The sequence below is a fragment of the Avibacterium endocarditidis genome (genome assembly GCF_002921145.1).
In the GTDB taxonomy this organism is placed as follows: domain Bacteria; phylum Pseudomonadota; class Gammaproteobacteria; order Enterobacterales; family Pasteurellaceae; genus Avibacterium; species Avibacterium endocarditidis.
In genome coordinates, this window is sequence record NZ_PQVI01000013.1 from 1 (window position 1) to 23,618 (window position 23,618).

Annotated in this window: 22 protein-coding genes and 6 pseudogenes; 7 read left to right on the forward strand and 21 right to left on the reverse strand. The window is 43.7% G+C overall.

The window, feature by feature from the left end; translation table 11 throughout:
- The coding region (locus C3Z13_RS01495; RefSeq protein ID WP_103854783.1) for a Tex family protein at positions 1 to 2,305 on the reverse strand (2,305 nt) is incomplete at its 3' end.
- 167 nt (positions 2,306 to 2,472) lie between these two features.
- Here C3Z13_RS01495 and C3Z13_RS01500 point away from each other — a divergent pair.
- The 3 genes and pseudogenes from C3Z13_RS01500 to greB all read left to right on the forward strand — a co-directional run bounded on the left by C3Z13_RS01500 (position 2,473) and on the right by greB (position 3,670).
- Entirely contained in the window at positions 2,473 to 2,733 is a 261-nt protein-coding gene (locus C3Z13_RS01500) for a type II toxin-antitoxin system Phd/YefM family antitoxin (protein ID WP_103854784.1), read from the forward strand.
- A gap of 8 nt (positions 2,734 to 2,741) precedes the next feature.
- A pseudogene (locus C3Z13_RS12780) lies at positions 2,742 to 3,160 on the forward strand (PIN domain-containing protein).
- A 33-nt stretch (positions 3,161 to 3,193) separates the two neighbouring features.
- On the forward strand, positions 3,194 to 3,670 hold the full coding sequence (gene greB, locus C3Z13_RS01510) for a transcription elongation factor GreB (RefSeq protein ID WP_103854785.1): 477 nt from the start codon (positions 3,194 to 3,196) through the stop codon (positions 3,668 to 3,670).
- 28 nt (positions 3,671 to 3,698) lie between these two features.
- On the opposite strand, the pseudogene agaF reads toward greB, so the two are convergent.
- From agaF to rpmH, 20 genes and pseudogenes are all read right to left on the reverse strand, one after another.
- Positions 3,699 to 4,103 (reverse strand): annotated as a pseudogene (gene agaF / locus C3Z13_RS12035) (PTS galactosamine/N-acetylgalactosamine transporter subunit IIA); the annotation flags it as partial.
- A 70-nt stretch (positions 4,104 to 4,173) separates the two neighbouring features.
- A complete protein-coding gene (gene agaE / locus C3Z13_RS01520; RefSeq protein WP_103854787.1) occupies positions 4,174 to 5,016 on the reverse strand; it encodes a PTS N-acetylgalactosamine transporter subunit IID in 843 nt (280 codons plus the stop codon).
- Positions 5,006 to 5,782 carry a PTS N-acetylgalactosamine transporter subunit IIC gene (gene agaW, locus C3Z13_RS01525; RefSeq protein ID WP_103853840.1) on the reverse strand — a complete coding sequence of 259 codons (777 nt, stop codon included), beginning with the start codon at positions 5,780 to 5,782 and terminating at the stop codon, positions 5,006 to 5,008. Before agaW ends, agaE begins: the two co-directional genes overlap by 11 nt.
- Positions 5,783 to 5,800: 18 nt before the next feature.
- On the reverse strand, positions 5,801 to 6,274 hold the full coding sequence (agaV, locus tag C3Z13_RS01530) for a PTS N-acetylgalactosamine transporter subunit IIB (protein ID WP_103854788.1): 474 nt from the start codon (positions 6,272 to 6,274) through the stop codon (positions 5,801 to 5,803).
- A 251-nt stretch (positions 6,275 to 6,525) separates the two neighbouring features.
- Positions 6,526 to 6,729: a hypothetical protein gene (locus C3Z13_RS01535; RefSeq protein WP_103854789.1), complete on the reverse strand. Its 204-nt coding sequence runs from the start codon at positions 6,727 to 6,729 to the stop codon at positions 6,526 to 6,528.
- Positions 6,730 to 6,750: 21 nt separating this feature from the next.
- On the reverse strand, positions 6,751 to 6,903 hold the full coding sequence (locus tag C3Z13_RS11605; RefSeq protein ID WP_156127751.1) for a hypothetical protein: 153 nt from the start codon (positions 6,901 to 6,903) through the stop codon (positions 6,751 to 6,753).
- A gap of 42 nt (positions 6,904 to 6,945) precedes the next feature.
- The gene (locus C3Z13_RS01540; RefSeq protein WP_245872495.1) at positions 6,946 to 7,923 is read right to left on the reverse strand and encodes an ATP-binding protein; all 978 of its coding nucleotides are present in this window, start codon (positions 7,921 to 7,923) and stop codon (positions 6,946 to 6,948) included.
- Positions 7,924 to 8,091: 168 nt separating this feature from the next.
- Entirely contained in the window at positions 8,092 to 8,277 is a 186-nt protein-coding gene (locus C3Z13_RS12040) for a hypothetical protein (protein WP_245872496.1), read from the reverse strand.
- On the reverse strand, positions 8,277 to 8,945 hold the full coding sequence (locus tag C3Z13_RS01545; protein ID WP_103854790.1) for a response regulator: 669 nt from the start codon (positions 8,943 to 8,945) through the stop codon (positions 8,277 to 8,279). The genes C3Z13_RS12040 and C3Z13_RS01545 overlap by 1 nt, the downstream gene beginning before the upstream one ends.
- Before the next feature lie 98 nt (positions 8,946 to 9,043).
- Positions 9,044 to 9,562 (reverse strand): PepSY domain-containing protein, encoded by a 519-nt coding sequence (locus C3Z13_RS01550; RefSeq protein ID WP_103854791.1) that lies wholly within the window; start codon positions 9,560 to 9,562, stop codon positions 9,044 to 9,046.
- 143 nt (positions 9,563 to 9,705) lie between these two features.
- A complete protein-coding gene (gene ispH / locus C3Z13_RS01555) occupies positions 9,706 to 10,650 on the reverse strand; it encodes a 4-hydroxy-3-methylbut-2-enyl diphosphate reductase (RefSeq protein WP_103854792.1) in 945 nt (314 codons plus the stop codon).
- Positions 10,647 to 11,141, reverse strand: a complete 495-nt coding sequence (lspA, locus tag C3Z13_RS01560; protein WP_103854793.1) for a signal peptidase II — start codon at positions 11,139 to 11,141, stop codon at positions 10,647 to 10,649. Before lspA ends, ispH begins: the two co-directional genes overlap by 4 nt.
- Before the next feature lie 195 nt (positions 11,142 to 11,336).
- Positions 11,337 to 14,158 (reverse strand): annotated as a pseudogene (ileS, locus tag C3Z13_RS01565) (isoleucine--tRNA ligase).
- Between the two features lie 162 nt (positions 14,159 to 14,320).
- Entirely contained in the window at positions 14,321 to 15,277 is a 957-nt protein-coding gene (gene ribF / locus C3Z13_RS01570; protein ID WP_103854794.1) for a bifunctional riboflavin kinase/FAD synthetase, read from the reverse strand.
- 185 nt (positions 15,278 to 15,462) lie between these two features.
- Positions 15,463 to 16,818, reverse strand: a pseudogene (mnmE, locus tag C3Z13_RS01575) (tRNA uridine-5-carboxymethylaminomethyl(34) synthesis GTPase MnmE).
- A gap of 78 nt (positions 16,819 to 16,896) precedes the next feature.
- Positions 16,897 to 17,238: an avidin-fold protein gene (locus C3Z13_RS01580; protein ID WP_103854795.1), complete on the reverse strand. Its 342-nt coding sequence runs from the start codon at positions 17,236 to 17,238 to the stop codon at positions 16,897 to 16,899.
- Between the two features lie 105 nt (positions 17,239 to 17,343).
- Positions 17,344 to 18,957, reverse strand: a complete 1,614-nt coding sequence (gene yidC / locus C3Z13_RS01585) for a membrane protein insertase YidC (RefSeq protein WP_103854796.1) — start codon at positions 18,955 to 18,957, stop codon at positions 17,344 to 17,346.
- Positions 18,957 to 19,217: a membrane protein insertion efficiency factor YidD gene (gene yidD / locus C3Z13_RS01590; RefSeq protein ID WP_103853847.1), complete on the reverse strand. Its 261-nt coding sequence runs from the start codon at positions 19,215 to 19,217 to the stop codon at positions 18,957 to 18,959. The genes yidC and yidD overlap by 1 nt, the downstream gene beginning before the upstream one ends.
- The gene (gene rnpA, locus C3Z13_RS01595) at positions 19,181 to 19,540 is read right to left on the reverse strand and encodes a ribonuclease P protein component (RefSeq protein WP_103854797.1); all 360 of its coding nucleotides are present in this window, start codon (positions 19,538 to 19,540) and stop codon (positions 19,181 to 19,183) included. Before rnpA ends, yidD begins: the two co-directional genes overlap by 37 nt.
- Before the next feature lie 14 nt (positions 19,541 to 19,554).
- Positions 19,555 to 19,689 carry a 50S ribosomal protein L34 gene (gene rpmH / locus C3Z13_RS01600; RefSeq protein ID WP_005539760.1) on the reverse strand — a complete coding sequence of 45 codons (135 nt, stop codon included), beginning with the start codon at positions 19,687 to 19,689 and terminating at the stop codon, positions 19,555 to 19,557.
- 353 nt (positions 19,690 to 20,042) lie between these two features.
- Between rpmH and C3Z13_RS12945 the strand changes: the two genes are divergently transcribed.
- From C3Z13_RS12945 to recF, 4 genes and pseudogenes are all read left to right on the forward strand, one after another.
- Entirely contained in the window at positions 20,043 to 20,228 is a 186-nt protein-coding gene (locus tag C3Z13_RS12945) for a DnaA N-terminal domain-containing protein (protein ID WP_425427443.1), read from the forward strand.
- Between the two features lie 155 nt (positions 20,229 to 20,383).
- Positions 20,384 to 21,404 (forward strand): annotated as a pseudogene (gene dnaA, locus C3Z13_RS01605) (chromosomal replication initiator protein DnaA); the annotation flags it as partial.
- A gap of 10 nt (positions 21,405 to 21,414) precedes the next feature.
- Positions 21,415 to 22,515 carry a DNA polymerase III subunit beta gene (gene dnaN / locus C3Z13_RS01610; RefSeq protein WP_103854798.1) on the forward strand — a complete coding sequence of 367 codons (1,101 nt, stop codon included), beginning with the start codon at positions 21,415 to 21,417 and terminating at the stop codon, positions 22,513 to 22,515.
- A gap of 3 nt (positions 22,516 to 22,518) precedes the next feature.
- Positions 22,519 to 23,594, forward strand: a pseudogene (gene recF / locus C3Z13_RS01615) (DNA replication/repair protein RecF).
- Positions 23,595 to 23,618: the final 24 nt, after the last annotated feature.

Below are 23,618 nucleotides of genomic sequence, written 5' to 3' on the forward strand. Positions count from 1 at the left end.
TTTTCAACGCATCGGCAAAGGCATTGCCCATTGCGCTGTTATTTTGTGGCTTACGCTGCGCTTGTGCGTTACGCTGATTTTTCGCCGCCAAAGTGCGGTGATTTTTTTCGCCATTTTGCGATTTATCCACAGGCTGTTCGTCTAAACGCATCGTCAATGCGATCCGCTTGCGCGCTACGTCCACTTCCAACACTTTGACTTTCACAATATCCCCTGTTTTCACCACCTCGTGCGGATCTTCCACAAATTTATTGGAAAGGGAAGAAATATGCACTAGCCCGTCTTGATGCACGCCAATATCCACAAACGCGCCAAAATTGGTTACGTTGGTAACTGTGCCTTCAAGGATCATTCCCGCTTTCAAATCGCTAATTTCTTCCACGCCGTCCATAAAGGTGGCAGTTTTAAATTCACCACGCGGATCGCGCCCCGGTTTTTCTAGCTCTTTGAAAATATCCTGCACCGTTGGCAAACCAAACTGTTCATCAATAAATTGTTTTGCATCGAGCTGACGAATGGCACTGGCGTTGCCCATTAAATCTTGGATAGATTGCTGCGTGGCTTGCAAGATTTTTTCCACCACAGGGTAGGTTTCAGGGTGAACGCCTGACGCATCAAGAGGATTTTTACCTTGCGGGATACGCATAAAGCCCGCACATTGCTCAAAAGCTTTCGGCCCTAAGCGAGCCACTTTTTTCAACTGTTCGCGGTTTTCAAAACGCCCGTTTTCATCACGGAACTGCACGATATTTTGTGCCAACGTCTTTGTCATTCCTGCCACACGAGCCAATAATGGCACGGAGGCGGTGTTTAAATCCACGCCCACGGCGTTTACACAATCTTCCACCACCGCGTCCAATTTGCGTGCTAATTGGCTTTGATTAACATCGTGCTGATACTGCCCTACACCAATAGCTTTCGGCTCAATTTTCACTAATTCCGCGAGCGGGTCTTGTAAACGCCGTGCGATCGACACCGCACCACGCAAAGACACATCAAGCTGTGGAAATTCTTGTGCGGCTAATTCGGAAGCAGAATAAACAGAAGCCCCCGCTTCGCTCACCACCACGGTTTGTGGTTTTTGTCCTGAGATTTGCTTTAATACATCTTTGGCAAAGCGTTCTGTTTCTCTTGATGCTGTGCCATTTCCAATAGCGATCAGTTCCACATTATGGCGTTCGATTAATTGATAAAGGCTCGCCATCGCCGCTGCTGCTTGTCCTGTATGTGGATAAATCGTATCCGTAGCCAATAATTTTCCTGTATTATCCACAACGGCAACTTTCACGCCTGTTCGCAAACCGGGGTCTAACCCCATTGTGTTTTTTGCGCCAGCTGGGGCAGCCATTAAAAGTGCGGTAAGATTTCGCGCAAAAACATTGATGGCTTCTTCTTCCGCTTTTTCACGCAACTGACTCATTAATTCAGTTTCCAAATGAAGCGAAACCTTAATCCGCCACGTCCAGCTGATCACCTGCTCACGCCATTTGTCCGCGGGCTGTTGGTTGAAATGCACACCCAAATGTTGGCGAATAATTTCTTCACAATAACTCTGACGCGCCCCTTCTTCCTGTTCTGGGTCGGCATTTAAGCTCAACTGCAAAATGCCCTCATTACGTCCACGGAACATTGCTAAAGCACGGTGCGAAGGCACATTATGCCAAAGCTCTTGGTGATCAAAATAATCTTGGAATTTTTCCCCTTCCTGCTCTTTACCGTCTAAAACTTTAGAAATTAACACCGCACTTTGTTGTAGATACTGACGCACTTTCGCCAATAATTGTGCATCTTCCGCGAAGCGTTCCATTAAAATATAACGCGCGCCGTCTAACACTGCTTTGCTATCGGCAAAGCCTTTTTCTGCGTCAATATAAGCGTTTGCTGCGCTTTCAGGATCTTGGTTTGGATCATTCCAAAGGCTTTCCGCCAACGGCTCAAGCCCTGCTTCAATGGCGATTTGCCCTTTGGTACGGCGTTTCGGTTTGTACGGCAAATACAAATCTTCCAGCTCAGTTTTGCTTTGGGTTTGTTGGATTTGGTTGCGTAATTCCTCCGTCAATTTGCCCTGTTCTTCAATGGATTTCAAAATGGTTTGACGGCGATCTTCTAACTCACGCAAATAGATCAGGCGGGTTTCAAAATGGCGTAATTGGGTGTCATCTAAACCGCCCGTGACTTCTTTACGATAACGTGCAATAAAAGGAATGGTGTTGCCTTCGTCTAATAATTGAATGGCAGCTAAAATCTGCTGCGGGCGTACCGCAAGCTCTGCGGCAATAATCTGTGAAATTTGTTGATTTAGCATTGGCTTTTATTTTGATTAGTAAAACAATTAGTAAAAATTGCCATAGGATACTGGTTTTGTGGGCATTGCTCAAATGTTTCTTTGCCACAAATTTAACCTACAATTTTTTCTTGTTATTTTTTTCTTTTTACACTACATTGTAGAAACATCACTACAAGGAGTTCAAAATGACGATTATGACCAGCCGAGAATTTAATCAACATCTCAATCAGGCACAAAAAGCGGCACAAATCGCACCTGTTATTGTAACTAATCGAGGTGAACCAACTTATGTGTTAATGAGCTATACCGATTATCAGAAAACGTTACGATCGCTTTCACCTCGTAATGCGTTAGAGGCATTAATGCCACAAGATGAAGCTGATATTGAATTAGAAATTCCACCTCGTTCAACAAAGCAACGTGCTCCCATTGAACTTGATGATTAGAGGACAAAATGTATTTTATTGATACTAATGTATTAAGTGAAATTCGTAAAATTAAAAGTGGGAAAGCAAACCAAGGAGTCATTCGTTGGTTATCTGAAATTAATGAACAGCAAATTTATACGAATATTGTCGTAATGATGGAATTAGAACGTGGCATTTTAGCTAAAGAACGTAAAGATCCTTGGCAAGGAAAATACTCCGTCAATGGTTTGAAAACACCATAAAAATAGGCTTTGCAAATCGTATTCTTCATCTTGATGCTAAAACAGCACAGATCTGTGCAACATTACATATTCCCAATCACTGCCCCAAAAATGATGCTTGGATTGCTGCTAGTGCTATTCAATATGGTCTTACTCTTGTTACAAGAAACACCGCAGATTTCTCACGTATGGGGATAAAATTATTCAATCCGTTTGATGAATAGTTTTTATAAATTTAAAAGTAAAGGTATAGCACAATGTCAAAATCAAATTACATTACGCGTAGCGGTTGGAATGCGTTGGATCAAGAATTGAAATTTTTGTGGAAGGAAGAACGTCCTAAGGTTACGCAAGCGGTATCTGATGCGGCGGCATTAGGGGATCGCAGTGAAAATGCGGAATATATTTATGGTAAACGCCGTTTGCGTGAAATTGATCGCCGTGTCCGCTTTTTGACAAAACGTTTAGAAGTGTTGCAGATTGTGGATTATCACCCTAGACAGGAAGGGAAGATCTTTTTTGGTGCTTGGGTAAGCCTTGAAAATGAAAATGGCGAGGAAAATCAATACCGCATCGTGGGCTGTGATGAGTTTGATCCCGCTAAAAATTGGATCTCCATTGACAGCCCTGTGGCGCGCGCCTTAATAGGGAAAGAAGTAGATGATGAAGTGAAAGTCCATACACCATCTGGCTTAGTGACGTTATTTGTGAATAAAATTTGGTACGAGAAATAGCCTCAAATACCATCATCTTCTGAGCGCTTCTTTTTGTTTTTTGTTGTGCTGAAAGTGTGGTGATACCTTGATTGGCGCTGGCTAGAGCTTGTGCGACTAACTCAAAAAACTCAAGCTCATCTTTCGCCATAATGGTTTCAATCAGCATTTGTAAATTCGTGCCAGCAACCACCTCTGCACGCTCAAACTGTTGTGCAATCATCGCACATTGGCGAAATGGCGTGCCACCTAAAATATCGCAACAAAAAAGCACCGCACTTTCCTGTTCCGCCTTGAGATATTGTTCGATATTTTGGCGTAATTGTTCTGGTGTGATTTGTTTGTCATCAAAATCAAAAAAAGCCACCTTTGGATATTGCCCAATAATTTGCTCCAGCGCACTTTGTAGCCCTGTGGCGAAATGTCCGTGTCCGCTCACGATCAAGGTTGTCATCTTTTTCTCCTTATTGATCCAAAATAGATAAAAATGCCGAGCAAACACTCGGCATTCATCCCAATAATATTTATAGGATACCCGCAAAACGTCCGCCGATACCAATCACTACGGTGAGAATGATTAAGCGTAACGGCGACCAGTTGCGTTTCACTAAATAGTACATCAATAAGGTGTACACCAATGGTAAAAAGGCTGGCATTAGCTTGTCTAACACATCAGCTTGCACTTTCACCACGGCATCACCGGCAGTGATTTCTGCGGTGGTTTGGAAACGAATGTAAGTGGCAACTAATGCACCAATCACGGTCATACCGATCATTGATGCGGCGTGTGATACTTTTTTCGTGTTAGCCTTAATGGTTGGGATAGCTGCTACCCCCATTTTGTAAGCATAGTGTGCTAAACCAAAACGTAAACCAAAATGTACAATATTAAATACCACAAAGAAGAAAATCGCCCCCAAGATTGAGCCTTGTAAGGCTAAACTTGCCCCAATACCACCACAAATTGGCAATAAGGTGAACCAGAATAAGGCATCACCAATGCCGCCTAATGGCGCACCCACGGCGATTTTTGTGCTTTGAATGGCGTTCACTTCCTGTTTGGAACGTTCCATTGCCAGCACAATGCCCATTACGAATGTAACAAGGAATGGGTGGGTATTGAAGAAGCCCAAATGCCCTTTCATTGCCTTGCTTAAATCCGCTTTGTTGGTGTGAATTTTTCTCAATGCGGGGCTAATTCCATATAGCCAACCTGCCGCTTGCATACGCTCATAGTTAAAAGAAGCTTGTAGTAATAAAGAACGCCACGCCATCGTATTAATATCAGATTTAGTGAGTTCTGTCCCCATTGTTTGATCTTCGTACACATTGTCATTTTGTACGCTTTGACGTGCTTTAGATTCCATCTTGAAACTCCTCTTTTTGCGTTGCTTTTGTTTCAGTATTGCCTTTACGCATATAATCAATCAATGCCATTGCCACTGCTGCGGCAGCAATTGCTAACACTGGCAGATTAAGCCAAGCAGCACCCACAAAACCTAGGATAAAATAAGGGATATAGGCATTTTTCATCATAATTTTCATTAATACCGCAAACCCGATAGCAGGCATAATGCCCCCTGCCACGCCTAAGCCATCAATTACTTCTTTTGGCAACATTGCAATGATTTTACCGGCATATTCCGCACCAAAGTAAGTTGGCAAGAACGCACAGAAGAAATAGAACGTACCCAGCACTAACAAACCAAGATAGTTCACATAATCAATGCCTTTGAGATTGGCTTCTTCCGCCATTTGATCACAACGGGACATAACCGCTGACATTACGGAGAATAAGAAGGTGATCCCCATTTGCACTGCAATGGCAAATGGCACAGCAACCCCAACGGCCACTTTTGGATCGGTTTTGGTGGTGATAGCAAATGCTGTTCCCACGATTGTGCCGATAATCACATTTGGTGGTTGCGCCCCTGCTAATGGCGCAAGCCCCATCCAGACTAATTCAAGGGTACCGCCAACTAAAATCCCTGTTTGTAAATCCCCTAAAATCGCTCCCACAATAGGCCCTAATACAACTGGTCTATGAAAATGCGTTAAACCATTATAGAGGTCAAGACCTGCAAAGAATGCAAGTACACCCAATAAGAGTGCCTGTAAAAGTCCAATTTCCATAGTTTCCTCGCTTCTTTCTTACAATAATTTAAACAAATCTATTGCATCTTCGGTTGGCACACCTTGAATAAAGCACTGCACACCAAGCTGGCGTAGCTGTTCAAATGCCGCTCTGTCTTTATCATTTACGGATACGGTTTTATGGATCTGTGTTTTACCCTCCTCATAATGCATATTGCCTACGTTAATTTTGTCAATTGGCACGCCTCCTTGCACCAAGGTTAAAAAATCACTCGGTGTTTTGCACACAAGCAAGATTTTTTGTCGATCCGCCGCACGATGGATATTGTCAATCACCTTTTGCAAAGGCCAAAAACGCACATCAATGCCCTCAGCAAGCACCATTTCCATCAAATTTTGTTGCATTGGATCTTCTGCCACTTCATCATTGGCAACTAGCACTAAATTTGCCCCAGCAAAACCAACCCACTGCACACCAACTTGACCGTGGATCAAGCGTTCATCAATGCGATTTAATACAATATTTGGCATACCTATCTCCCTTTAGTCAATTATTTGATTCTTTTTTACGCCTAAATCAGAGAGAAAGCAAAATACAAAGTCAGGAAGTGTGATGTAGATCTAAAAATATCTTTAGTATGCTACAAAAAGGAGATTTGTTAGAACGATATCTAGCAACCGCACTAACAGAATTAAGACGGTAGATTTTTGATTTAAAACTCAGCAGTAAAGGACTATTTTTGAAAAAAACCTCACGATATTAGTGAGGTTTTTATACGTATTTATTTCTCTTCAAACCAAACTCGCTCGGCGGTTACATCAATAATATTGTCGTCTTTTCCGCGTGCAAGTAGGGTGGCGAATACGAAGCCTAAGGAGCTGATACAAAAGGCGAATAGGGTGAATAAGACGAGGCTGCCCATTACGGCAAAGTCAATAGCGGCTAATAAAAAGTTTTGTAAAAAGGTGATGAAATTGTGCAACATAAATTTGTCCTCTTTAAAATGTTAGGGGTTAAAAGCTCGCGGGCTGGTTTTCATTTCATACGCAGTTCGCCTTGCCGTACTTTTTGTACGTTTTCGGCTTAATGCGGTTGAACGTGAAATGCCTTTCGCGATACGTTTTTCATTGCCCTCATCATACAAAAGAAAAATTAGCACAGAATTAGTATATCGCTAAACTTCTTTCACTTTTTTACAGTGTTACTTCGCTAAGCTCACTCGCACCCATAGCCCCGTTGGGAAGTGGCGGCTGTCGCGTAGCTCAATTTTTCCGCCGTAGTTTTGGACGATTTGCTGGGCGATGGCAAGCCCTAATCCTGATCCCATTTGGTCTGAGCCAAGTATGCGATAGAACGGGTCGAACACGCGTTGGCGTTCCGCTGTAGGAATGCCGTTGCCGTTATCTTCCACATTCAAAATTAAATGCTCTGCCGTATCTTCCGCCCAAAGGTCAATGCGGCTGCCCGTTGGCGTGTAGCGAATGGCGTTATCTACAAGGGTTTTGATTAAAAGATAAAGTTCCGTTTCGTTGCCTTGAAAGAAAATTGGTTGAGGCGATTCCACGCCTAAATCTTGTTGTTTTTGTTCGGCGAGGGGGTATAAATCGGCGATCACTTGGCTAAATACTGATTGAATGGCACATAAAGTGCGGCTCGTTTTTTCGCCGTTTTGCATTCGTGCTAAGGAAAGTAATTGCTCCAAAAGATGGCGGCTGCGTTGAATGCTTTGATTGAGCTGTGCCACTTGCTGAGCGGTTTCCGTCGGTAACGGGTGCTGGGCGAGGCGTTCCGCCTGTAAGGAAATCACGGTCATTGGGCTACGCAATTCGTGCGAGGCATCGGCGATAAAGCGTTTTTGCTGTTGAATGAAACGATCCGTGCGTGCTAAAAATTGGTTGATCGCCAACACGAAGCCCGTAATTTCATTGGGCAAATGGTTTGTCGGCAAGGGGGTGAGATCTTGCTGAGAACGTTGTAGCACTTTTTGCGAAAGCCGTTCGATGGGTTGCATTGTTTGGCGGGTGATCACATAAATCAGCACGGCGATAAGGGGCAAAATCAGCATAAAGGGGAGAAAATTCGCCAGTGCGGCGTGAATGGCTAAATCTTCGCGGTATTCATTTTCTTGTAGCACCACGATAACGCCTTGAGGCACGGTGCGAAGATAGCCGCGATACAATTCGCCCGCGTTTTTTAGGTCATAATGAAAGGAATTTTTTTGTTATTCAATACCGCATAATGCCCTTTTTTTCGTGCGAAGGTGTAAAAATCATTTTGTGGATTTTCAGGCAATTTGAGCTGATCCGTAGGTTTATCCTTTGCAATAAAGTAAACCGCGATGCCGTTTTCATTGTATTTTTCTTCGTGTGCAAAGTGCGGTGAAATATAGCTCGAAATTTGTTTTGAGCATTTCATCTTGCAGTTTGTGGGTTTGGTAATAGGTGTCGTAAAATGCCCAGCCACTGCCTAAAATCGCAACAATGACAACGGTCAAAATCAAGCTGAAACTGAGCCTTGCTTTTATGGAACGCATTATACCGCCTCCGTTTTCGCCATTAGCCAGCCCACGCCTCGTACATTTTTTATTCGCTCTTTACCGAGTTTTTTCCGCAAGCTGTGAATAAGAAAATCAATGGCATTGCTCTCCACTTCTTCGCCCCACGCATAAATTTTGTCTTCTAGCTCCGCTCTGGAATGGATAATCCCCGCCCGCGTCATTAGCACTTGGAGCAAGGCAAATTCTTTGTTGGTCAGCGGAATGGCTTCGCCGTTCACTTCCACTTGGTGGGTGGTGGGGTCAAGGCTCATATCACCATTGATTACTTTCGGCGAGCTTTGTCCGTAATGGCGGCGTAAAATGGCACGAATGCGGGCTTGTAACTCGTTCATATCAAAGGGTTTGATTAAATAATCATCTGCCCCACCGTCCAGCCCCGCTAAACGGCTGTCTATGTCATCGCGGGCGGTAACGATTAACACGGGCGTGGTGTTTTTCTGTTGGCGTAAGCGTTGCAATAACTGCAAGCCATCTTGCCCCGGTAACCCGAGATCTAACAAGACGAGATCATAGGTTTGCGTGATTAATGCCTGCTCGGCAGTGTTTCCGTTGTTCACCCAATCCACCGCATAATGGCTTTCTTTGAGGCTGTCCGCCATTGCCTGTGCGATCATTTTGTCATCTTCCACTAATAAAATTCGCATTTTGGCATTTTGCCTCTTTGCCTCCAAAAAACCAAAAAACTAATAAAAAACAACCGCACTTTATCAATGCGGTTGCTGAAGTCAAATCTCATTCGGTGTTAGAAACGCTCGCCCGTGTTGGCATCGAGGCGAAGTTTTTCGATTTTGCCATTCACGATCATTTTAACTTGATACTGCGGGCGATCTTTTTTCACCTTAAATTCAATCTCTTTGATTTTTCCGCCCGTTTGCTGTTGGGCGATGTCCATTGCTTGGGTGAGTGAAATTTTCACCTCTTGCTGCAAACGCTGGCGTTTTTCAGCGTGTTCCGCTTTTTGCTCAGATTTTGATCCCAACACGTCCCCCGTTTTGGCATCAATTTTAAATTCCTGCGTTTCGCTGTCTTTCAGCAATTTCACTTCATAGTAGAGATTGTCTTTCTTGTGCTTGAGTTCCACCTCGATCACTTTGCCGTCGAATTTGGATTTTGCCTGATCCATCGCTTGTTGTGCGGTGATGCTGGCTTGCTCAAAAATCGCGGTGTCTTTCAAGCTGTCCGCATAAGCCGTTCCCAATGCCCCGAAGGTTACTGCACCGATTAAGGCGGTGGCTAAAAGTGTTTTGCGTAAGTTTTTCATTGTTATACTCCTTTGTTAATCATTAAAATTCATCGTAGGTTGCTGTTCGCTTCCTTAGCGACGGGAGCATTATAAAAAGCTAAAATTAGCACAAAATTAGCAAACACATTTTTTTGAAAAAATTGCACCGCTCGCAGAAGCCTTTAATTCACTTCCTTAATACGTAGCTCTCGCGGCACTTCAAACACGGTGTTTTCTTCACAGCCTTGTAGCTCTTCCACTTGGGTTACGCCTAGTTCTTTGAGGCGGTTCACCACCGATTGCACCAGCACTTCAGGGGCAGAAGCGCCTGCAGTAATGCCAATCGTAGAAACATTGTTCAGCCAAGCTTCTTCAATGTCATTAGCATCATCGATCAATTTCGCGGTAACGCCCATTCGGGTGGCAAGCTCTGCCAAGCGGTTTGAGTTTGAGGAATTTTTCGATCCCACAACGATCACCAAATCCGCTTGCTCTGCCAGCTCCCGCACCGCTTGCTGGCGGTTGGTGGTGGCATAGCAAATATCATTTTTACGCGGCCCCTGAATGGCTGGATATTTCGCTTTTAACGCTGCGATCACCTCGCTAGTGTCATCAATAGACAGGGTGGTTTGCGTCATAAAGGTGATGTCGTCCTCTTTGCTCAAAGCCAGTTTGGCGATGTCTTCCACATCTTCCACCAAATAGATCCCGCCCTCCGCGTTATCATATTGCCCCATTGTGCCTTCCACTTCGGGGTGTCCTTCGTGTCCGATTAACACGGCTTTTGTGCCTTTGCGACTGGCTCGAGCCACTTGCATATGCACTTTGGTAACCAGCGGGCAGGTGGCATCAAACACTTTTAACTCGCGTTTTTTCGCTTCTTGACGCACCGCTTGGGAAACGCCGTGAGCGGAAAAGATCACAATCGCCCCATCTGGCACTTCGTCTAATTCTTCTACGAACACCGCACCACGCTCACGCAAACCATTGACCACAAAGCGATTATGCACCACTTCGTGGCGAACATAGATCGGTGAACCGTGAATTTCTAAGGCTAATTCCACAATGCTAATGGCACGATCTACGCCCGCACAGAAACCACGGGGGTTGGCTAAAATAATTTTCACTTGGCTTTCTCCGTTTTCTTCTCGCCATTTTTTATTGCGTCAATGGCAAGCAATGCCGCCCCAATACAAATGGCAATATCTGCCACGTTAAACACGGGATAATGCCATTGTTGCCAATAAAAATCGAAAAAATCCACTACAAAGCCGTGGTAAGCCCGATCTGCCATATTGGCTAACGCACCACCAATAATTAGAGCATAGGCACTATTTTGTAAGCGTTGGCTTGCTTTATTTTGGGCTAAAAATACGCAAAGCATTGCGGAAATGCCGATAGCAAGCAAAATAAAAAACATTTTTTGCCAGCCTGAATGATCCGCTAAAAAGCTAAAGGCTGCCCCATAGTTGCGGACATAGGTGAGGTTAAAAATAGGCAAAATTTGCACGCTGTCATACAGGGCAAAATGGCTCACAACGGCATATTTACTCAATAAATCGATGCCAAAAACCACCGCACTTAGCCAAAGGAACGCAAGTCCTGATTTTTTTAACATTGGGTATCCTGTTTTTATCAAGCGAATGTTTTTATCGCTACAATTCGCTATTTATTAATACGGGCGAACACATAGGTTCGCCCCTACACAACACATAGGTTCGTCCCGACAAATAGCTATAACAAAAAGCGTGCGAAAAAAGCACCGCACTTTGTTATTTTGCAGACAAAGTGCGGTCGGATTTTTTGACGTTTTTTACGCGAAATGTCTGACTTCGCCCTCGCCGTCCACGTTTTCCACACAACGAGAACAAAGCGTTGGGTGGGCGGCGTTTTGTCCGATGGTGTCGGAATAATGCCAGCAACGCGGACATTTTTCGTTGGCAGAACGCACCACTTTCACTTTAAAGCCGTCCACTTCACCATCCTCAACATCAGCTTCGGCAAGTGGTTTCACTTCGGCTTTTGAGGTAATCAGCACAAAGCGTAATTCATCGCCTAATTGAGATAAAATCTTCGCGTATTCTTCGTTTGCGTAAAGGGTAACTTCCGCTTCCAATGCCGCACCAATGACTTTATCCGCACGGGCTTGCTCTAATACGCGATTAACTTCATCTCGCAGTTTTAACACTTGTTGCCAGTAAGCGTCACTCATTGTTTCATCAGCGTTCAATGGGAATAATCCCTTGTAGAACTCTTCGGTAAACACAAATTCCGCACGCTCACCAGGGATATATTGCCAAATTTCATCAGCGGTAAAGGATAAAATTGGGGCAATCCAACGCACGAGGGCTTCGGCAATATGCCACAACGCGGTTTGACAGCTACGGCGTGCGAGGCTGTCCGCTTTGGTGGTGTATTGGCGATCTTTGATAATATCTAAATAGAACGATCCCATTTCGATCGAGCAGAATTTCATCAAACGCTGAACCACCGCGTGGAATTGATAATTATCATAAGCTTCTTGGATCTCTTTTTGTGCATTCAAGGCACAGTCCACCGCCCAACGATCGAGTACGATCATCTCTTCTGGTTTAACTAAATCGCGTTTTGGATCAAAGCCATTTAGGTTCGCCAAAAGGAAACGCGCCGTGTTACGAATACGGCGATAGCTGTCTGCCGCACGTTTGAGGATTTCATCAGAAACCGACATTTCCCCTGTGTAATCGGTGGAAGCCACCCATAAACGTAAAATATCGCCGCCGAATTTGTCCATTACCTCTTGCGGTGTAACAATGTTGCCGATGGATTTTGACATTTTACGCCCTTGTCCGTCTACCGTAAAACCGTGCGTAAGTACTTGTTTATACGGGGCTTTATTGTCTGTTGCGGTGGAAAGCATTAAGGACGACATAAACCAACCGCGATGTTGATCTGAGCCTTCCAAATACATATCTGGCTCTTTGCCGTTAAACTCTGGGCGAACTTTTACGACAGAATTATAGGTTGATCCTGAATCGAACCACACATCAAGGGTGTCTGGTACTTTTTTGTAATCTTTCGCTTCTTCGCCAAGCAATTCCGCAGGATCGAGATCCCACCACGCTTGAATGCCCGCTTGCTCTACGCGTTTTGCCACTTCTTCGATTAACTCCAACGAACGCGGGTGTAGCTCTTCCGTGTCTTTATGAATAAACAGGGCGATCGGCACATTCCAAGTACGCTGACGGGAAATACACCAGTCTGGACGGTTTTCTACCATTTTTTCAATGCGTGCTTGACCCCAATCTGGGATCCAACGCACTTTTTTGATTTCCTCTAACGCCTGTTTGCGTAAACCGTTGGTTTCCATTCCGATAAACCATTGTGGTGTGGCACGGAAAATAATTGGTGTTTTGTGTCGCCAGCAATGCGGGTAGCTGTGGCGAATTTTTTGTACTTTTAACAGATTGCCTTTTTTCAATGAGTTTTTTCAATCACTAAGTCGTTACTTTCAAAGACTTTTTTGCCCGCGAAGAATGGTGTGTTGTCATTAAAGACACCTGCGTCAGTAATTAAATTCGCCATTTCTAAGCCGTATTTTTGTCCGACAATATAGTCGTCCTGACCGTGATCGGGAGCGGTATGCACTAAGCCCGTACCGCCGTCAGTGGTAACGTGATCACCCAAAATTACAGGCACGCTATACTCATAGAATGGGTGGTTAAAGCGGAGCAATTCTAAATCCGCCCCTTTGGCTGAACCTAGCACTTTCACATTTTCTTCACCAAGGGCTTTTTGCACGCTTTCCACCAATTCTTTAGCTAAGATCAAGCGTTTATCGCCAAATTGCAGCAGTTGGTAATCTAAATCCGCATTCACCGCAATCGCACGGTTTGATGGCAACGTCCAAGGGGTGGTTGTCCAAATTACAGCGAAAATTTCACCACTACCCGTTTCTGTTAAATTGAATTGATTTAACACCGCACTTTCATCAACGGCAGGGAATGCCACATAGATTGACGGCGAGGTTTTGTCTTCGTATTCCACTTCCGCTTCAGACAGCGAAGAAGCACAATCCAAGCACCAATGCACGGGCTTATAGCCTTTGTATAAATGGTTGTTTTCCACCACTTTGGCAAGGGTGCGAATGATATTCGCTTCGGTGTCATAATTCATTGTTAAATAAGGATTATCCCAATCCCCTAACACGCCCAAGCGGATAAAATCTTTCTTTTGCCCTTCCACTTGCTCGCGTGCATAGTTACGACATTCTTCGCGGAATTGTGCCGCAGAAATTTTGTCCCCTGGTTTTCCCACTAAGCCTTCTACTTTCAATTCAATCGGCAAACCGTGGCAGTCCCAGCCCGGGATATAAGGGCTGTCAAAGCCCGCTGCGGTTTTAGATTTAATAATAATGTCTTTTAAAATTTTATTTACAGCGTGTCCAATGTGAATTGAGCCGTTGGCGTAAGGAGGGCCATCGTGCAGAATAAAGGATTTTTTCCCCTGTGCTGCTTGTCTGATTTTGTCGTAAAGTTTTTTCTCATACCAATTTTTAAGCATTACTGGCTCGCGTTTCGCCAGATCGCCACGCATTGGAAACCCTGTCGCAGGCAGGTTAAGCGTGTTTTTGTAATCTACATTTTCATTCGACATTTGTTTTTTCCACGTTGTATAAAAATAAAATCTTGCATTGAATGCACAATAACCTTGGCATTATACGCATAAATAGCCAAATGTTAAAGAATGGGGGCTGGGAATTGTTATTCAATCCCTGATTAGTGCGGTGCTTTTTTTTGGAAACTTTTTTACCGCACTTTAAGCCATTGAGCTCGTTCTTTTGGCTTGGCTAAAATAATCCTTTGCCACTTCCACATCTTTGGCAATTTGCTCTTTTAACGCATCAAAAGAAGGGAATTTCACCTCATCACGGATTTTATCACAGAGTTCCACTTGCAAGGGTTGCCCATAAATATCTTGTTTAAAATCAAACAGATGAACTTCAAGTAATTGCTTCACACCATTAATGGTCGGGCGGCGACCAATATTTGCTACACCCTCATATTCCGTGCCATCAGGCAATTTGGCTCGCACGGCATACACGCCTTTCACAGGGTTCACTTGGCGTTGCAGACGAATATTTGCCGTTGGAAAACCGATGGTTCGCCCTAATTTATTGCCTTGCACCACGCGCCCATAAATGCAATAAGGCTTGCCTAAAAGCTGCTCGGCAAGGGCTAAATTATCATCAGCTAAGGCTTGACGGATCGCTGTGCTGCTAATGCGTTGTTCATTTAAACGAAAACTACAATTATCTTCCACCGCAAAACCGTATTTCTTCCCCGCTTGTTGTAATAGCGCAAAATCCCCTGTACGCCCTGCGCCAAAACGGAAATCATCGCCAATGCTTAAGAATTTCACATTGAGTTTCTGCACCAAGCATTGTTCAATAAATTGTTGCGCAGAAAGCTGAGCAAAAGTGCGGTCAAATTTGATGCGAATAACATAATCCACGCCCAAATCTGCCAACGCACTTAATTTATCGCGCAGCCGCATTAAGCGCGGCGGTGCGTTGTCGCCCATAAAATATTCGCTCGGCTGGGGTTCAAAAAGCATCACAACCATGGGCAAAGAAAGCGCACTTGCTTTTTCACGCAAATGACGCAACACCGCTTGATGCCCTAAATGCACGCCATCAAAATTCCCAATGGTTAAGGCACAGCCTTGTTGCTGAAAAATAGCGGGCAGTTGTTTTAACCCTTGAATTAATTGCATTAATCTATTCCGTTACGACCTTTTTTAATCATCACACCATACACACCGTATGGCGTTTGTTTATCTCAGCCACGCGGTGGCTAGTAAGAATAAATGCGAGCTTGTCGCGTTAATGTTTATTTTGCAATGTCAATCTCATCATAAAAAATCAATAAAATGACACCGCACTTTTATTTTCTACTGATTTATTTCCCAATACAAAACGAACTAAAAATATTGCCGAGCAGATCATCAGAGGTAAATTGTCCGGTAATTTCGCTCAGGTGATTTTGCACCATTCGCAATTCTTCGGCGAGCAGTTCACCTGCGTAAAATTCTGTGAGCTGAATAAGTCCTGCTTGTAAGTGGGTATCCGCTTGTTCTAAGGCTTCCAAATGGCGGCGGCGTGCAAGGAATCCCCCTTCTGCACTGGTGTTATAACCCATTGATTGTTTCAGATGCTCACGCAGTAAGTCCACACCAACTTGTGTTTTGGCAGAAAGACTGATGGTGGTTTGTCCATTCTGTTCGCTAATGGTTTCCGCTTCACCACTTAAATCCGCTTTATTACGCACAATGGTTAAAGGGATATTGTTCGGCAATTTTGCCAAATTCTGACCGCACTTGTGCGAGATTTTCTTCGCTATCGGTGCTGTCTAACATCAGAATAATGCGATCTGCTTGCTCAATTTCGTCCCACGCACGGCGAATCCCAATACGCTCTACTTCATCGGTGGCATCACGCAAACCTGCGGTATCAATAATATGCAACGGCATTCCGTCAATGTGGATATGCTCACGCAGCACATCTCGAGTTGTGCCTGCAATATCAGTTACAATCGCCGCTTCGCGTCCTGCGAGAGCATTGAGTAGGCTAGATTTTCCTGCATTTGGTCGCCCTGCGATCACCACTTTCATTCCTTCACGCAAAATCGCCCCTTGCTTGGCTTCTGCTCGTACGGCAGCAAGTTGAGCAATAATTTCACGCAATTTGGCTTCAATTTTTCCGTCCGCCAAGAAATCAATTTCTTCATCAGGGAAATCAATCGCCGCTTCTACATAGGTGCGTAGATAAATGACATCATCGACAAGCTGATTGATTTTATTAGAAAATTCCCCTTGTAAGGATTTCAATGCAGAACGTGCCGCTTGCTCAGAGGTCGCGTCAATGAGATCGGCGATCGCCTCTGCTTGTGCAAGATCGAGTTTGTCGTTCAAAAATGCCTGCTCGGAAAATTCCCCTGGACGTGCTAAGCGAACGCCTTTCACTTGCAAAATGCGTTTGAGTAAGAGATCTAAAATAATCTGTCCGCCGTGGCCTTGTAGCTCTAATACATCTTCACCAGTGAAAGAATTTGGGGCTTTGAAGAATAAGGCGATCCCCTGATCTAACACCGTGCCATCGCTATCTTTGAAAGGCAAATAATTTGCCAAACGCGGTTTGAGAGGCTTGCCTAGCACCTCTTCAGCCACTTGATTGGCTAAAGGCCCTGACACCCTAAAATCCCCACGCCCCCACGTCCGATCGGCGTGGCTTGGGCGACAATGGTTTCTTTTGTCATAAAAATGTTTCCTAAAAACACCGCACTTTAAAATGCTTAGATTTTGTTAAGTTGATTTTAAACCTTTCGCAAGAGGTTTTAAATTTCTTCAATGACTGATTCGCCCGTTTCTTGCTCGCCGTCTAGCCATTGCCACTGTTCATTTAAACGCAATTTGCCTGAAGGTAGCGAGGAAATTTTACTGACACATTTTCCTAGACGATTTTCTAATTGCTGATTAAGGTGTTGATAAGTAAAGCTAATTTCATCATCAGAAATAAATTTGCCAATTAGAAAACCTTTTTTAATTTCACCGCTTGCGTACTCAGCCCAAATCATCGTGCCTTGTTGAAAATAATGAAAACGCGTTTGGTTACTCACTTCCCCACTTTCGCTATTTACAACGGCGGCGAAGATTTTTTGGTTAAGGTTGTATGTCATCATCGCTCCTTGAGGGTAGGTTATGGCGAGTTTGCTCCGCGGTAGGTATAGCCAAAAAGCATAAAATAAAAGGTATCCTGAGATACCTTTTATTCTTTTATCTCGTTATTTTTTACGAGAGTGTAATCCTTTTTTCTCTAACCCACGGTAAATCCATTGTTGTTGAGCAATGGTGATAAGGTTGGAAACTAACCAGTAGAGTACCAAACCTGCTGGGAAGAATAGGAAGAATACCATAAAGATCAACGGCATAAATGTCATAATTTTTTGTTGCATTGGATCAGCAACAGGTGTTGGTGACATTTTTTGTAATAAGAACATTGATCCGCCCATTAAAATTGGCAAGATGAAATACGGATCTTGTGCCGATAAATCTTGAATCCAACCGAAGAATGGCGCGTGGCGTAGTTCAACGGCTTCCATAAATGTCCAGTATAAGGCGATGAAAATTGGCATTTGTAAAAGAATTGGTAAACAGCCCCCCAGTGGGTTCACTTTTTCTTCTTTGTACAATTTCATCATTTCTTGGCTCATACGCTGACGATCTTCACCATAACGCTCACGCATTTCTTGGATTTTCGGTTGTAGCATACGCATTTTCGCCATTGAGGTATATTGTGCTTTGGTTAATGGGTATAAACAACCTTTCACCACTAAGGTTACACCAATAATCGCAAGACCCCAGTTTTTCACTAAATCGTGAATGTGGGTAAGTAGCCAGAATAACGGTTTCGCAATAAACCACGCCCAACCGTAATCCACGGTTAAATCTAAGTGGTTTGCCACTTCTGCCATTTGATTTTGTAATTTCGGCCCGGTCCATAATTTGCTGGTGATGCTTTGTGTTGCACCTGCTGGAATATCCACCACTGGCCCACGATAACCAATTGCCCCTAAATTACGTGCTTTGTCCGTAGAAGTATATAAAAGATGTGTGCTGTCTTGATTTGGAATCCACGCAGACACGAAATAATGTTGCAATACTGCTACCCAACCTGCTTTGGTTTGGATAGAAAGATCTTTTTCTTCCATATCTTGGAAGCTGTATTTTTTATAATTCGTTTCAGAAGAAGAATACGCGCCACCAGTATAAGTTGGCATCGCCATACTGCCTGAGCTTTCTACCAAAGTATGGGTTAATTTTGCATAAGGCTCAACTTCAATAGCTTGACCACTTTGGTTGGCAATTTCAAAGTTCACTGCCACATCATATTCGCCGCGTTTTAAGACGAAAATTTTGCGGTACGTTACGCCATCTTTTTCAAAAACAAATGGTACAACAAGTTCATTTTGCCCGTCAGCTAATTTGAAATGATCGCCATCAACTTGATAATTGGCACGCCCTGCTTTGGTGTCAATCCCGTTTTTGCCAACTAAACCACTTTGTGCAATATAAATATGCTCTGGTGTATCGTTCAATAAAACAAATGGTGTATGGGAATCTAATTCTGCATCATATTTTAATAATTCAGAACGCACTACGTCCCCACCTAATGTATTTACTTTTAAACGGAATACATCATTTTCTAAGGTAATGACTTTACCTTGAGCAAGGTTAGCAAGGTCTGAATTTGCTGTTAATTCGCCTTGAGAATTAGAAGTTTGCGCTTGTTCAGTGGCAACAGGCTTTGGTGAATGGTAATCCACTTGCCATTGCTGATAAACAAGAAAAGAAATAAAGAGTAGTGCTAGCACTAACAGGCTACGTCTTGAATCCATTATTTGTTCTCTTTGTTGTTATTGATCTTCGGCGGAACAGGATCGTATCCACCAGCGTGTAAAGGATGACATTTTAATATACGTTTTAACGTAAGCCAACCACCTTTTAACGCACCGTGCGTTTTTAATGCTTCAATGCCGTAGCAAGAACAAGTTGGCGTGAATCGGCAACGTGGGCCAATTAAAGGACTAATAACGAGCTGATAAAAGCGAATAAGCGCAATTAAGACTTTCGAGCCAAGCGAATGTGGCGCTGCCATAATTTATCCAATGAATTGAATATTTGCTGATTGTCTAAACGCCCAATCCCTCGTTTTACTACAATAACAAAATCATAATGCGGCAATTGATGTTGCAACAAACGAAAACGTTCACGACATAAACGCTTAATGCGATTACGATCGTGGGCGCGTTTTAAATGCTTTTTTGCTACCGCTAAACCTAAACGTGGAACAGATTCCTGATTAGGACGGGCTAGAATGGTAATTTCGGGGGAACTCGCACGTTGCGGATCTTGGAAAACGTATTTGAATTGAGCGGGAGTTAGCAGACGTAACTCCCTAGAAAAGTTTAGCTTAATCACAGCGAGGGGCTGGATTATGCGGATAAACTTTTACGACCTTTAGCACGACGACGAGCTAAAACTTGACGGCCGTTTTTAGTTGCCATACGAGCACGGAAACCGTGAGTACGGCTACGTTTTAATACAGATGGTTGAAATGTACGTTTCATAACTATAATCTACCTAAATCAACATTGTTTAACCATTGCCTTTGACATTTAGATAGCCAAAAACGAATTGAAACAAGGGTTACTAAAATAAGGAACGGAATTGTAATCACAAATGAGCCGTTCGTCAAATAAGAATAAGAAAAATCGCAACATAATCTGCATTTTTCTTATTTGAAAGCATAAAAGCGGGGTGAATTATACTTTTTTTGGCAGAAATCTCAAGCAGCCTTTTTCGATTTTTTTGATCCTTTTATAAAGATCTTTTCTCAACTTTATTGTAAATTAGCCGAATTCTCACCGCACTTTTCTGCGGACGATTCAAACGTTTAACTAATAAACTAGACATAATAACAATGAAAACCACGCTCGCATCACTTTGGCAGGATTGCCTTTCACAACTGCAAGATCAAGTTTCACCAACGGATTTCAGCACTTGGTTACGCCCATTGCAAGCTGATATTGTGGGTGAAAACAATATGGTGTTATATGCCTCCAACGTTTTGTTAAAAACTGGGTGGAAACTCATTATCTTGAATTAATCAGCCGTTTAGCCCAGCAATTTTCTGGCAATGCGGATTTTAGTGTGAAAGTGCAAGAAGGTTCAAAACCTGCAATGCGTAAAACCACACCGCCACCTGCTGTCGCTCAGAATAATGCACCAGCGCAGCCAAGCGAGCAAAAAACCAGCTATCGTTCTAACTTAAATACCAAGCACATTTTGAAAACTTTGTAGAGGGGAAATCCAACCAACTGGCCCGAGCCGTGGCGCAAAAAGTGGCGATTAACCCTGGGGAACAAAGCGCCAATCCGCTATTTCTTTATGGTGGCACAGGGCTTGGTAAAACCCACTTATTACACGCTGTAGGCAATGGGATTTTAACTACCAAGCCTGAAGCGCGCGTGATCTATATTCACGCCGAACGCTTTATGCAAGAGTATGTCCGCGCCTTGCAAGAAGACAAAATGGAAAACTTCAAAAAATTCTACCGCACTTTAGATGCTTTGCTGATCGATGATATTCAATTCTTCGCCGGTAAAGATGGTACACAAGAAGAATTTTTCCATATTTTCAATTCCTTATTTGAAAGCAGTCGGCAAATTATCTTAACCTCAGACCGCTATCCAAAAGAGATCGAAAAGATCGAAGATCGCTTAAAATCCCGTTTTGGCTGGGGATTAAGTGTTGCCATTGAGCCGCCAGAGCTTGAAACTCGTGTCGCCATTTTATTGAAGAGAAAGCGGAAGAAAAAAATATGCGTTTACCAGAAGAAGTGGCGCTATTTATCGGTGAGAAATTACGCACCAACGTGCGTGAATTAGAAGGTGCGCTCAACCGTGTTCACGCGAATGCAGAATTTACCGGCAAGCCGATTACTATTGACTTTGTACGCGAAACCCTCAAAGATATGCTAGCGTTGCAAGAAAAATTAGTAACGGTGGAAAATATCCAAAAAGTGGTGGCGGAATATTACCGAATCAAAGTGGCGGATCTTAAATCGAAAAGCCGCGCCCGATCCGTGGCTCGCCCACGCCAAATTGCTATGGCATTGTCGCGCGAACTCACCAACCGCAGCTTCCCTGAAATTGGCAGCAGCTTTGGCGATCGCGATCATACTACCGTATTGCACGCTTGTCGCAGTGTGGATAAACTCAAACAACAAGACCCAAGCATTCAAGAAGACTGGTCTAATTTAATCCGAACCTTATCAGTTTAAGGACGAAAACATGCAATTTACTGTATCAAGAGAAAATCTGTTAAAACCCTTACAACAAGTGTGTGGCGTGTTGAGCAGTCGCCCTAATATCCCTGTGTTAAACAATGTGTTACTACACATTGAAGGGCAATCTTTAACCATTACAGGGACTGATTTAGAAGTAGAACTTTCCACTCAAGCACAACTAAACAGCGCAGAGCAAAATGGTAATTTCACAATCCCTGCCAAAAAATTTCTTGATATTTGTCGCAGTTTTCCTGATGGTTCGGATATTACCGTGAGTTTTGAAGAAGAGCGTGCGCTGGTGCTTTGTGGACGCAGTAAATTTAACCTTGCCACCTTGCCTGCGGACGAATATCCAAACTTGGCGGATTGGCAAGCAGAAGTCGATTTCACTACCACACAAGCCACCTTACGCCGCTTAATTGATGCCACGCAATTTTCTATGGCAAATCAAGATGCACGCTATTTCTTAAATGGAATGAAATTTGAAACAGAAGGCAATTTGCTCCGAACTGTTGCAACGGACGGACATCGCCTTGCCGTTTGCACCATTCCGTTAGAGCAAGATCTACAGCTTCATTCTGTCATTGTGCCACGCAAAGGCGTTTTAGAACTCGCTCGCTTATTAGAAAGTAATGATCAACCTGCTCGCGTGCAGATCGGCACAAATAATTTACGTATTGATTTAGGACACATTATTTTCACCTCGAAACTCATTGATGGACGCTTCCCTGATTATCGCCGTGTGTTGCCACGCAACGCCCAGCGTATTATGACTGGTGAATGGGAAAGCCTAAAACAAGCTTTTGCCCGTGCAGCTATTTTATCTAACGACAAAGTCCGAACCGTGCGCTTACAGCTTGCTGAAAACCAGCTCACGATCACCGCCACCAATACTGAACAAGAGCAAGCGGAAGAAATCATTGACATCAATTACAGCGGTGAAGAAATGGAAGTCGGCTTTAACGTGAGCTATTTGCTCGATGTGCTCAATGCACTCAAATGTAAGCAAGTGCGTATGCGCTTAACAGATGCCTCATCAAGCTGTTTAATTGAAGATGTGGACGACAACAGCGCAGAATATGTGATTATGCCGATGCGTTTATAATTTATGGCAATTTCACGCTTAACTGTTGAAAACTTTCGCAATTTAACCGCCGTGGATCTGGAATTTGACCACGGCTTTAACTTTTTAGTGGGCAATAATGGCAGTGGCAAAACCAGCTTGCTTGAAGCAATTTTCTATCTTGCTCACGGCCGCTCTTTTAAAAGTGCGGTGGCAAATCGCATCATTTCTTACGAGCAGCCCCACTTCACCCTGTACGGCAAAATTCAAGAACAACAGCATCAATGGTCAGTGGGTTTGCAAAAACATCGTCAAGGTAATACACAGGTTAAAATTAACGGTGAAGAAGCGAAAAAAATCGCTGATCTTGCCCATTTATTGCCAATGCAAATCATCACCCCAGAAGGACTCACCTTGCTTAACGGCGGCCCAAGCTACCGCCGCGCTTTTCTAGATTGGGGATTGTTTCACCATCACAGTCAATTCCACCCTGTGTGGAGCCAGCTTAACCGCTTATTAAAGCAACGCAACGCCGCTTTGCAACAAGCCTTTCGCTACGAACATATTCATATTTGGGATAAAGAGCTAGTCAATCTTGCTAACCAAGTGAGCCAATGGCGTGCTGATTATGCCGAAGCCCTCCGCCCTGAAATTGAGCGCACTTGCCAACTGTTTCTGCCTGAATTAGAAATTAGCGTGAGCTTCCACCAAGGTTGGGACAAAAATAGCGATTACGCCGAGTTATTACAGCAAAATTTTGAGCGTGATCGTGCCATTGGCTACACCGTATCTGGCCCACAAAAAGCCGATTTTCGCTTTAAAGCCAACGGTTTGCCCGTAGAAGATGTGCTTTCGCGCGGACAACTAAAACTACTAATGTGCGCCTTGCGCTTGGCTCAGGGGGAACACTTAACCCAACAAAAAGATCGCCATTGCATTTTCTTAATTGACGATTTCGCCTCTGAATTAGATAAAACGAAACGCGCCTTACTTGCCGAACGCTTACAACAAAGTGGCTCGCAAGTCTTTGTCAGTGCCATCACCCACAATCAACTCAAAGAAATGCAACCAAAAAACACCGCACTTTTAGCGTGAATAACGGCAAACTCAGTGAAAGCTAGTTTTGTTTTCACCCTTTCCTCAAA

What these genes read in the sequence shown, in the direction of transcription:
- C3Z13_RS01550 (WP_103854791.1), bottom strand. Translation starts at nt 9,562, where the DNA reads ATGAAAAACTTACGCAAAACACTTTTAGCCACCGCCTTAATCGGTGCA.
- agaW (WP_103853840.1), bottom strand. Translation starts at nt 5,782, where the DNA reads ATGGAAATTGGACTTTTACAGGCACTCTTATTGGGTGTACTTGCATTC.
- rpmH (WP_005539760.1), bottom strand. Translation starts at nt 19,689, where the DNA reads ATGAAACGTACATTTCAACCATCTGTATTAAAACGTAGCCGTACTCAC.
- greB (WP_103854785.1), top strand. Translation starts at nt 3,194, where the DNA reads ATGTCAAAATCAAATTACATTACGCGTAGCGGTTGGAATGCGTTGGAT.
- dnaN (WP_103854798.1), top strand. Translation starts at nt 21,415, where the DNA reads ATGCAATTTACTGTATCAAGAGAAAATCTGTTAAAACCCTTACAACAA.
- C3Z13_RS12945 (WP_425427443.1), top strand. Translation starts at nt 20,043, where the DNA reads ATGAAAACCACGCTCGCATCACTTTGGCAGGATTGCCTTTCACAACTG.
- C3Z13_RS12040 (WP_245872496.1), bottom strand. Translation starts at nt 8,277, where the DNA reads ATGCGTTCCATAAAAGCAAGGCTCAGTTTCAGCTTGATTTTGACCGTT.
- C3Z13_RS01535 (WP_103854789.1), bottom strand. Translation starts at nt 6,729, where the DNA reads ATGTTGCACAATTTCATCACCTTTTTACAAAACTTTTTATTAGCCGCT.
- yidC (WP_103854796.1), bottom strand. Translation starts at nt 18,957, where the DNA reads ATGGATTCAAGACGTAGCCTGTTAGTGCTAGCACTACTCTTTATTTCT.
- agaE (WP_103854787.1), bottom strand. Translation starts at nt 5,016, where the DNA reads ATGGAATCTAAAGCACGTCAAAGCGTACAAAATGACAATGTGTACGAA.
- C3Z13_RS01545 (WP_103854790.1), bottom strand. Translation starts at nt 8,945, where the DNA reads ATGCGAATTTTATTAGTGGAAGATGACAAAATGATCGCACAGGCAATG.
- lspA (WP_103854793.1), bottom strand. Translation starts at nt 11,141, where the DNA reads ATGTTAAAAAAATCAGGACTTGCGTTCCTTTGGCTAAGTGCGGTGGTT.
- agaV (WP_103854788.1), bottom strand. Translation starts at nt 6,274, where the DNA reads ATGCCAAATATTGTATTAAATCGCATTGATGAACGCTTGATCCACGGT.
- yidD (WP_103853847.1), bottom strand. Translation starts at nt 19,217, where the DNA reads ATGGCAGCGCCACATTCGCTTGGCTCGAAAGTCTTAATTGCGCTTATT.
- ribF (WP_103854794.1), bottom strand. Translation starts at nt 15,277, where the DNA reads ATGCAATTAATTCAAGGGTTAAAACAACTGCCCGCTATTTTTCAGCAA.
- C3Z13_RS01580 (WP_103854795.1), bottom strand. Translation starts at nt 17,238, where the DNA reads ATGACATACAACCTTAACCAAAAAATCTTCGCCGCCGTTGTAAATAGC.
- C3Z13_RS01500 (WP_103854784.1), top strand. Translation starts at nt 2,473, where the DNA reads ATGACGATTATGACCAGCCGAGAATTTAATCAACATCTCAATCAGGCA.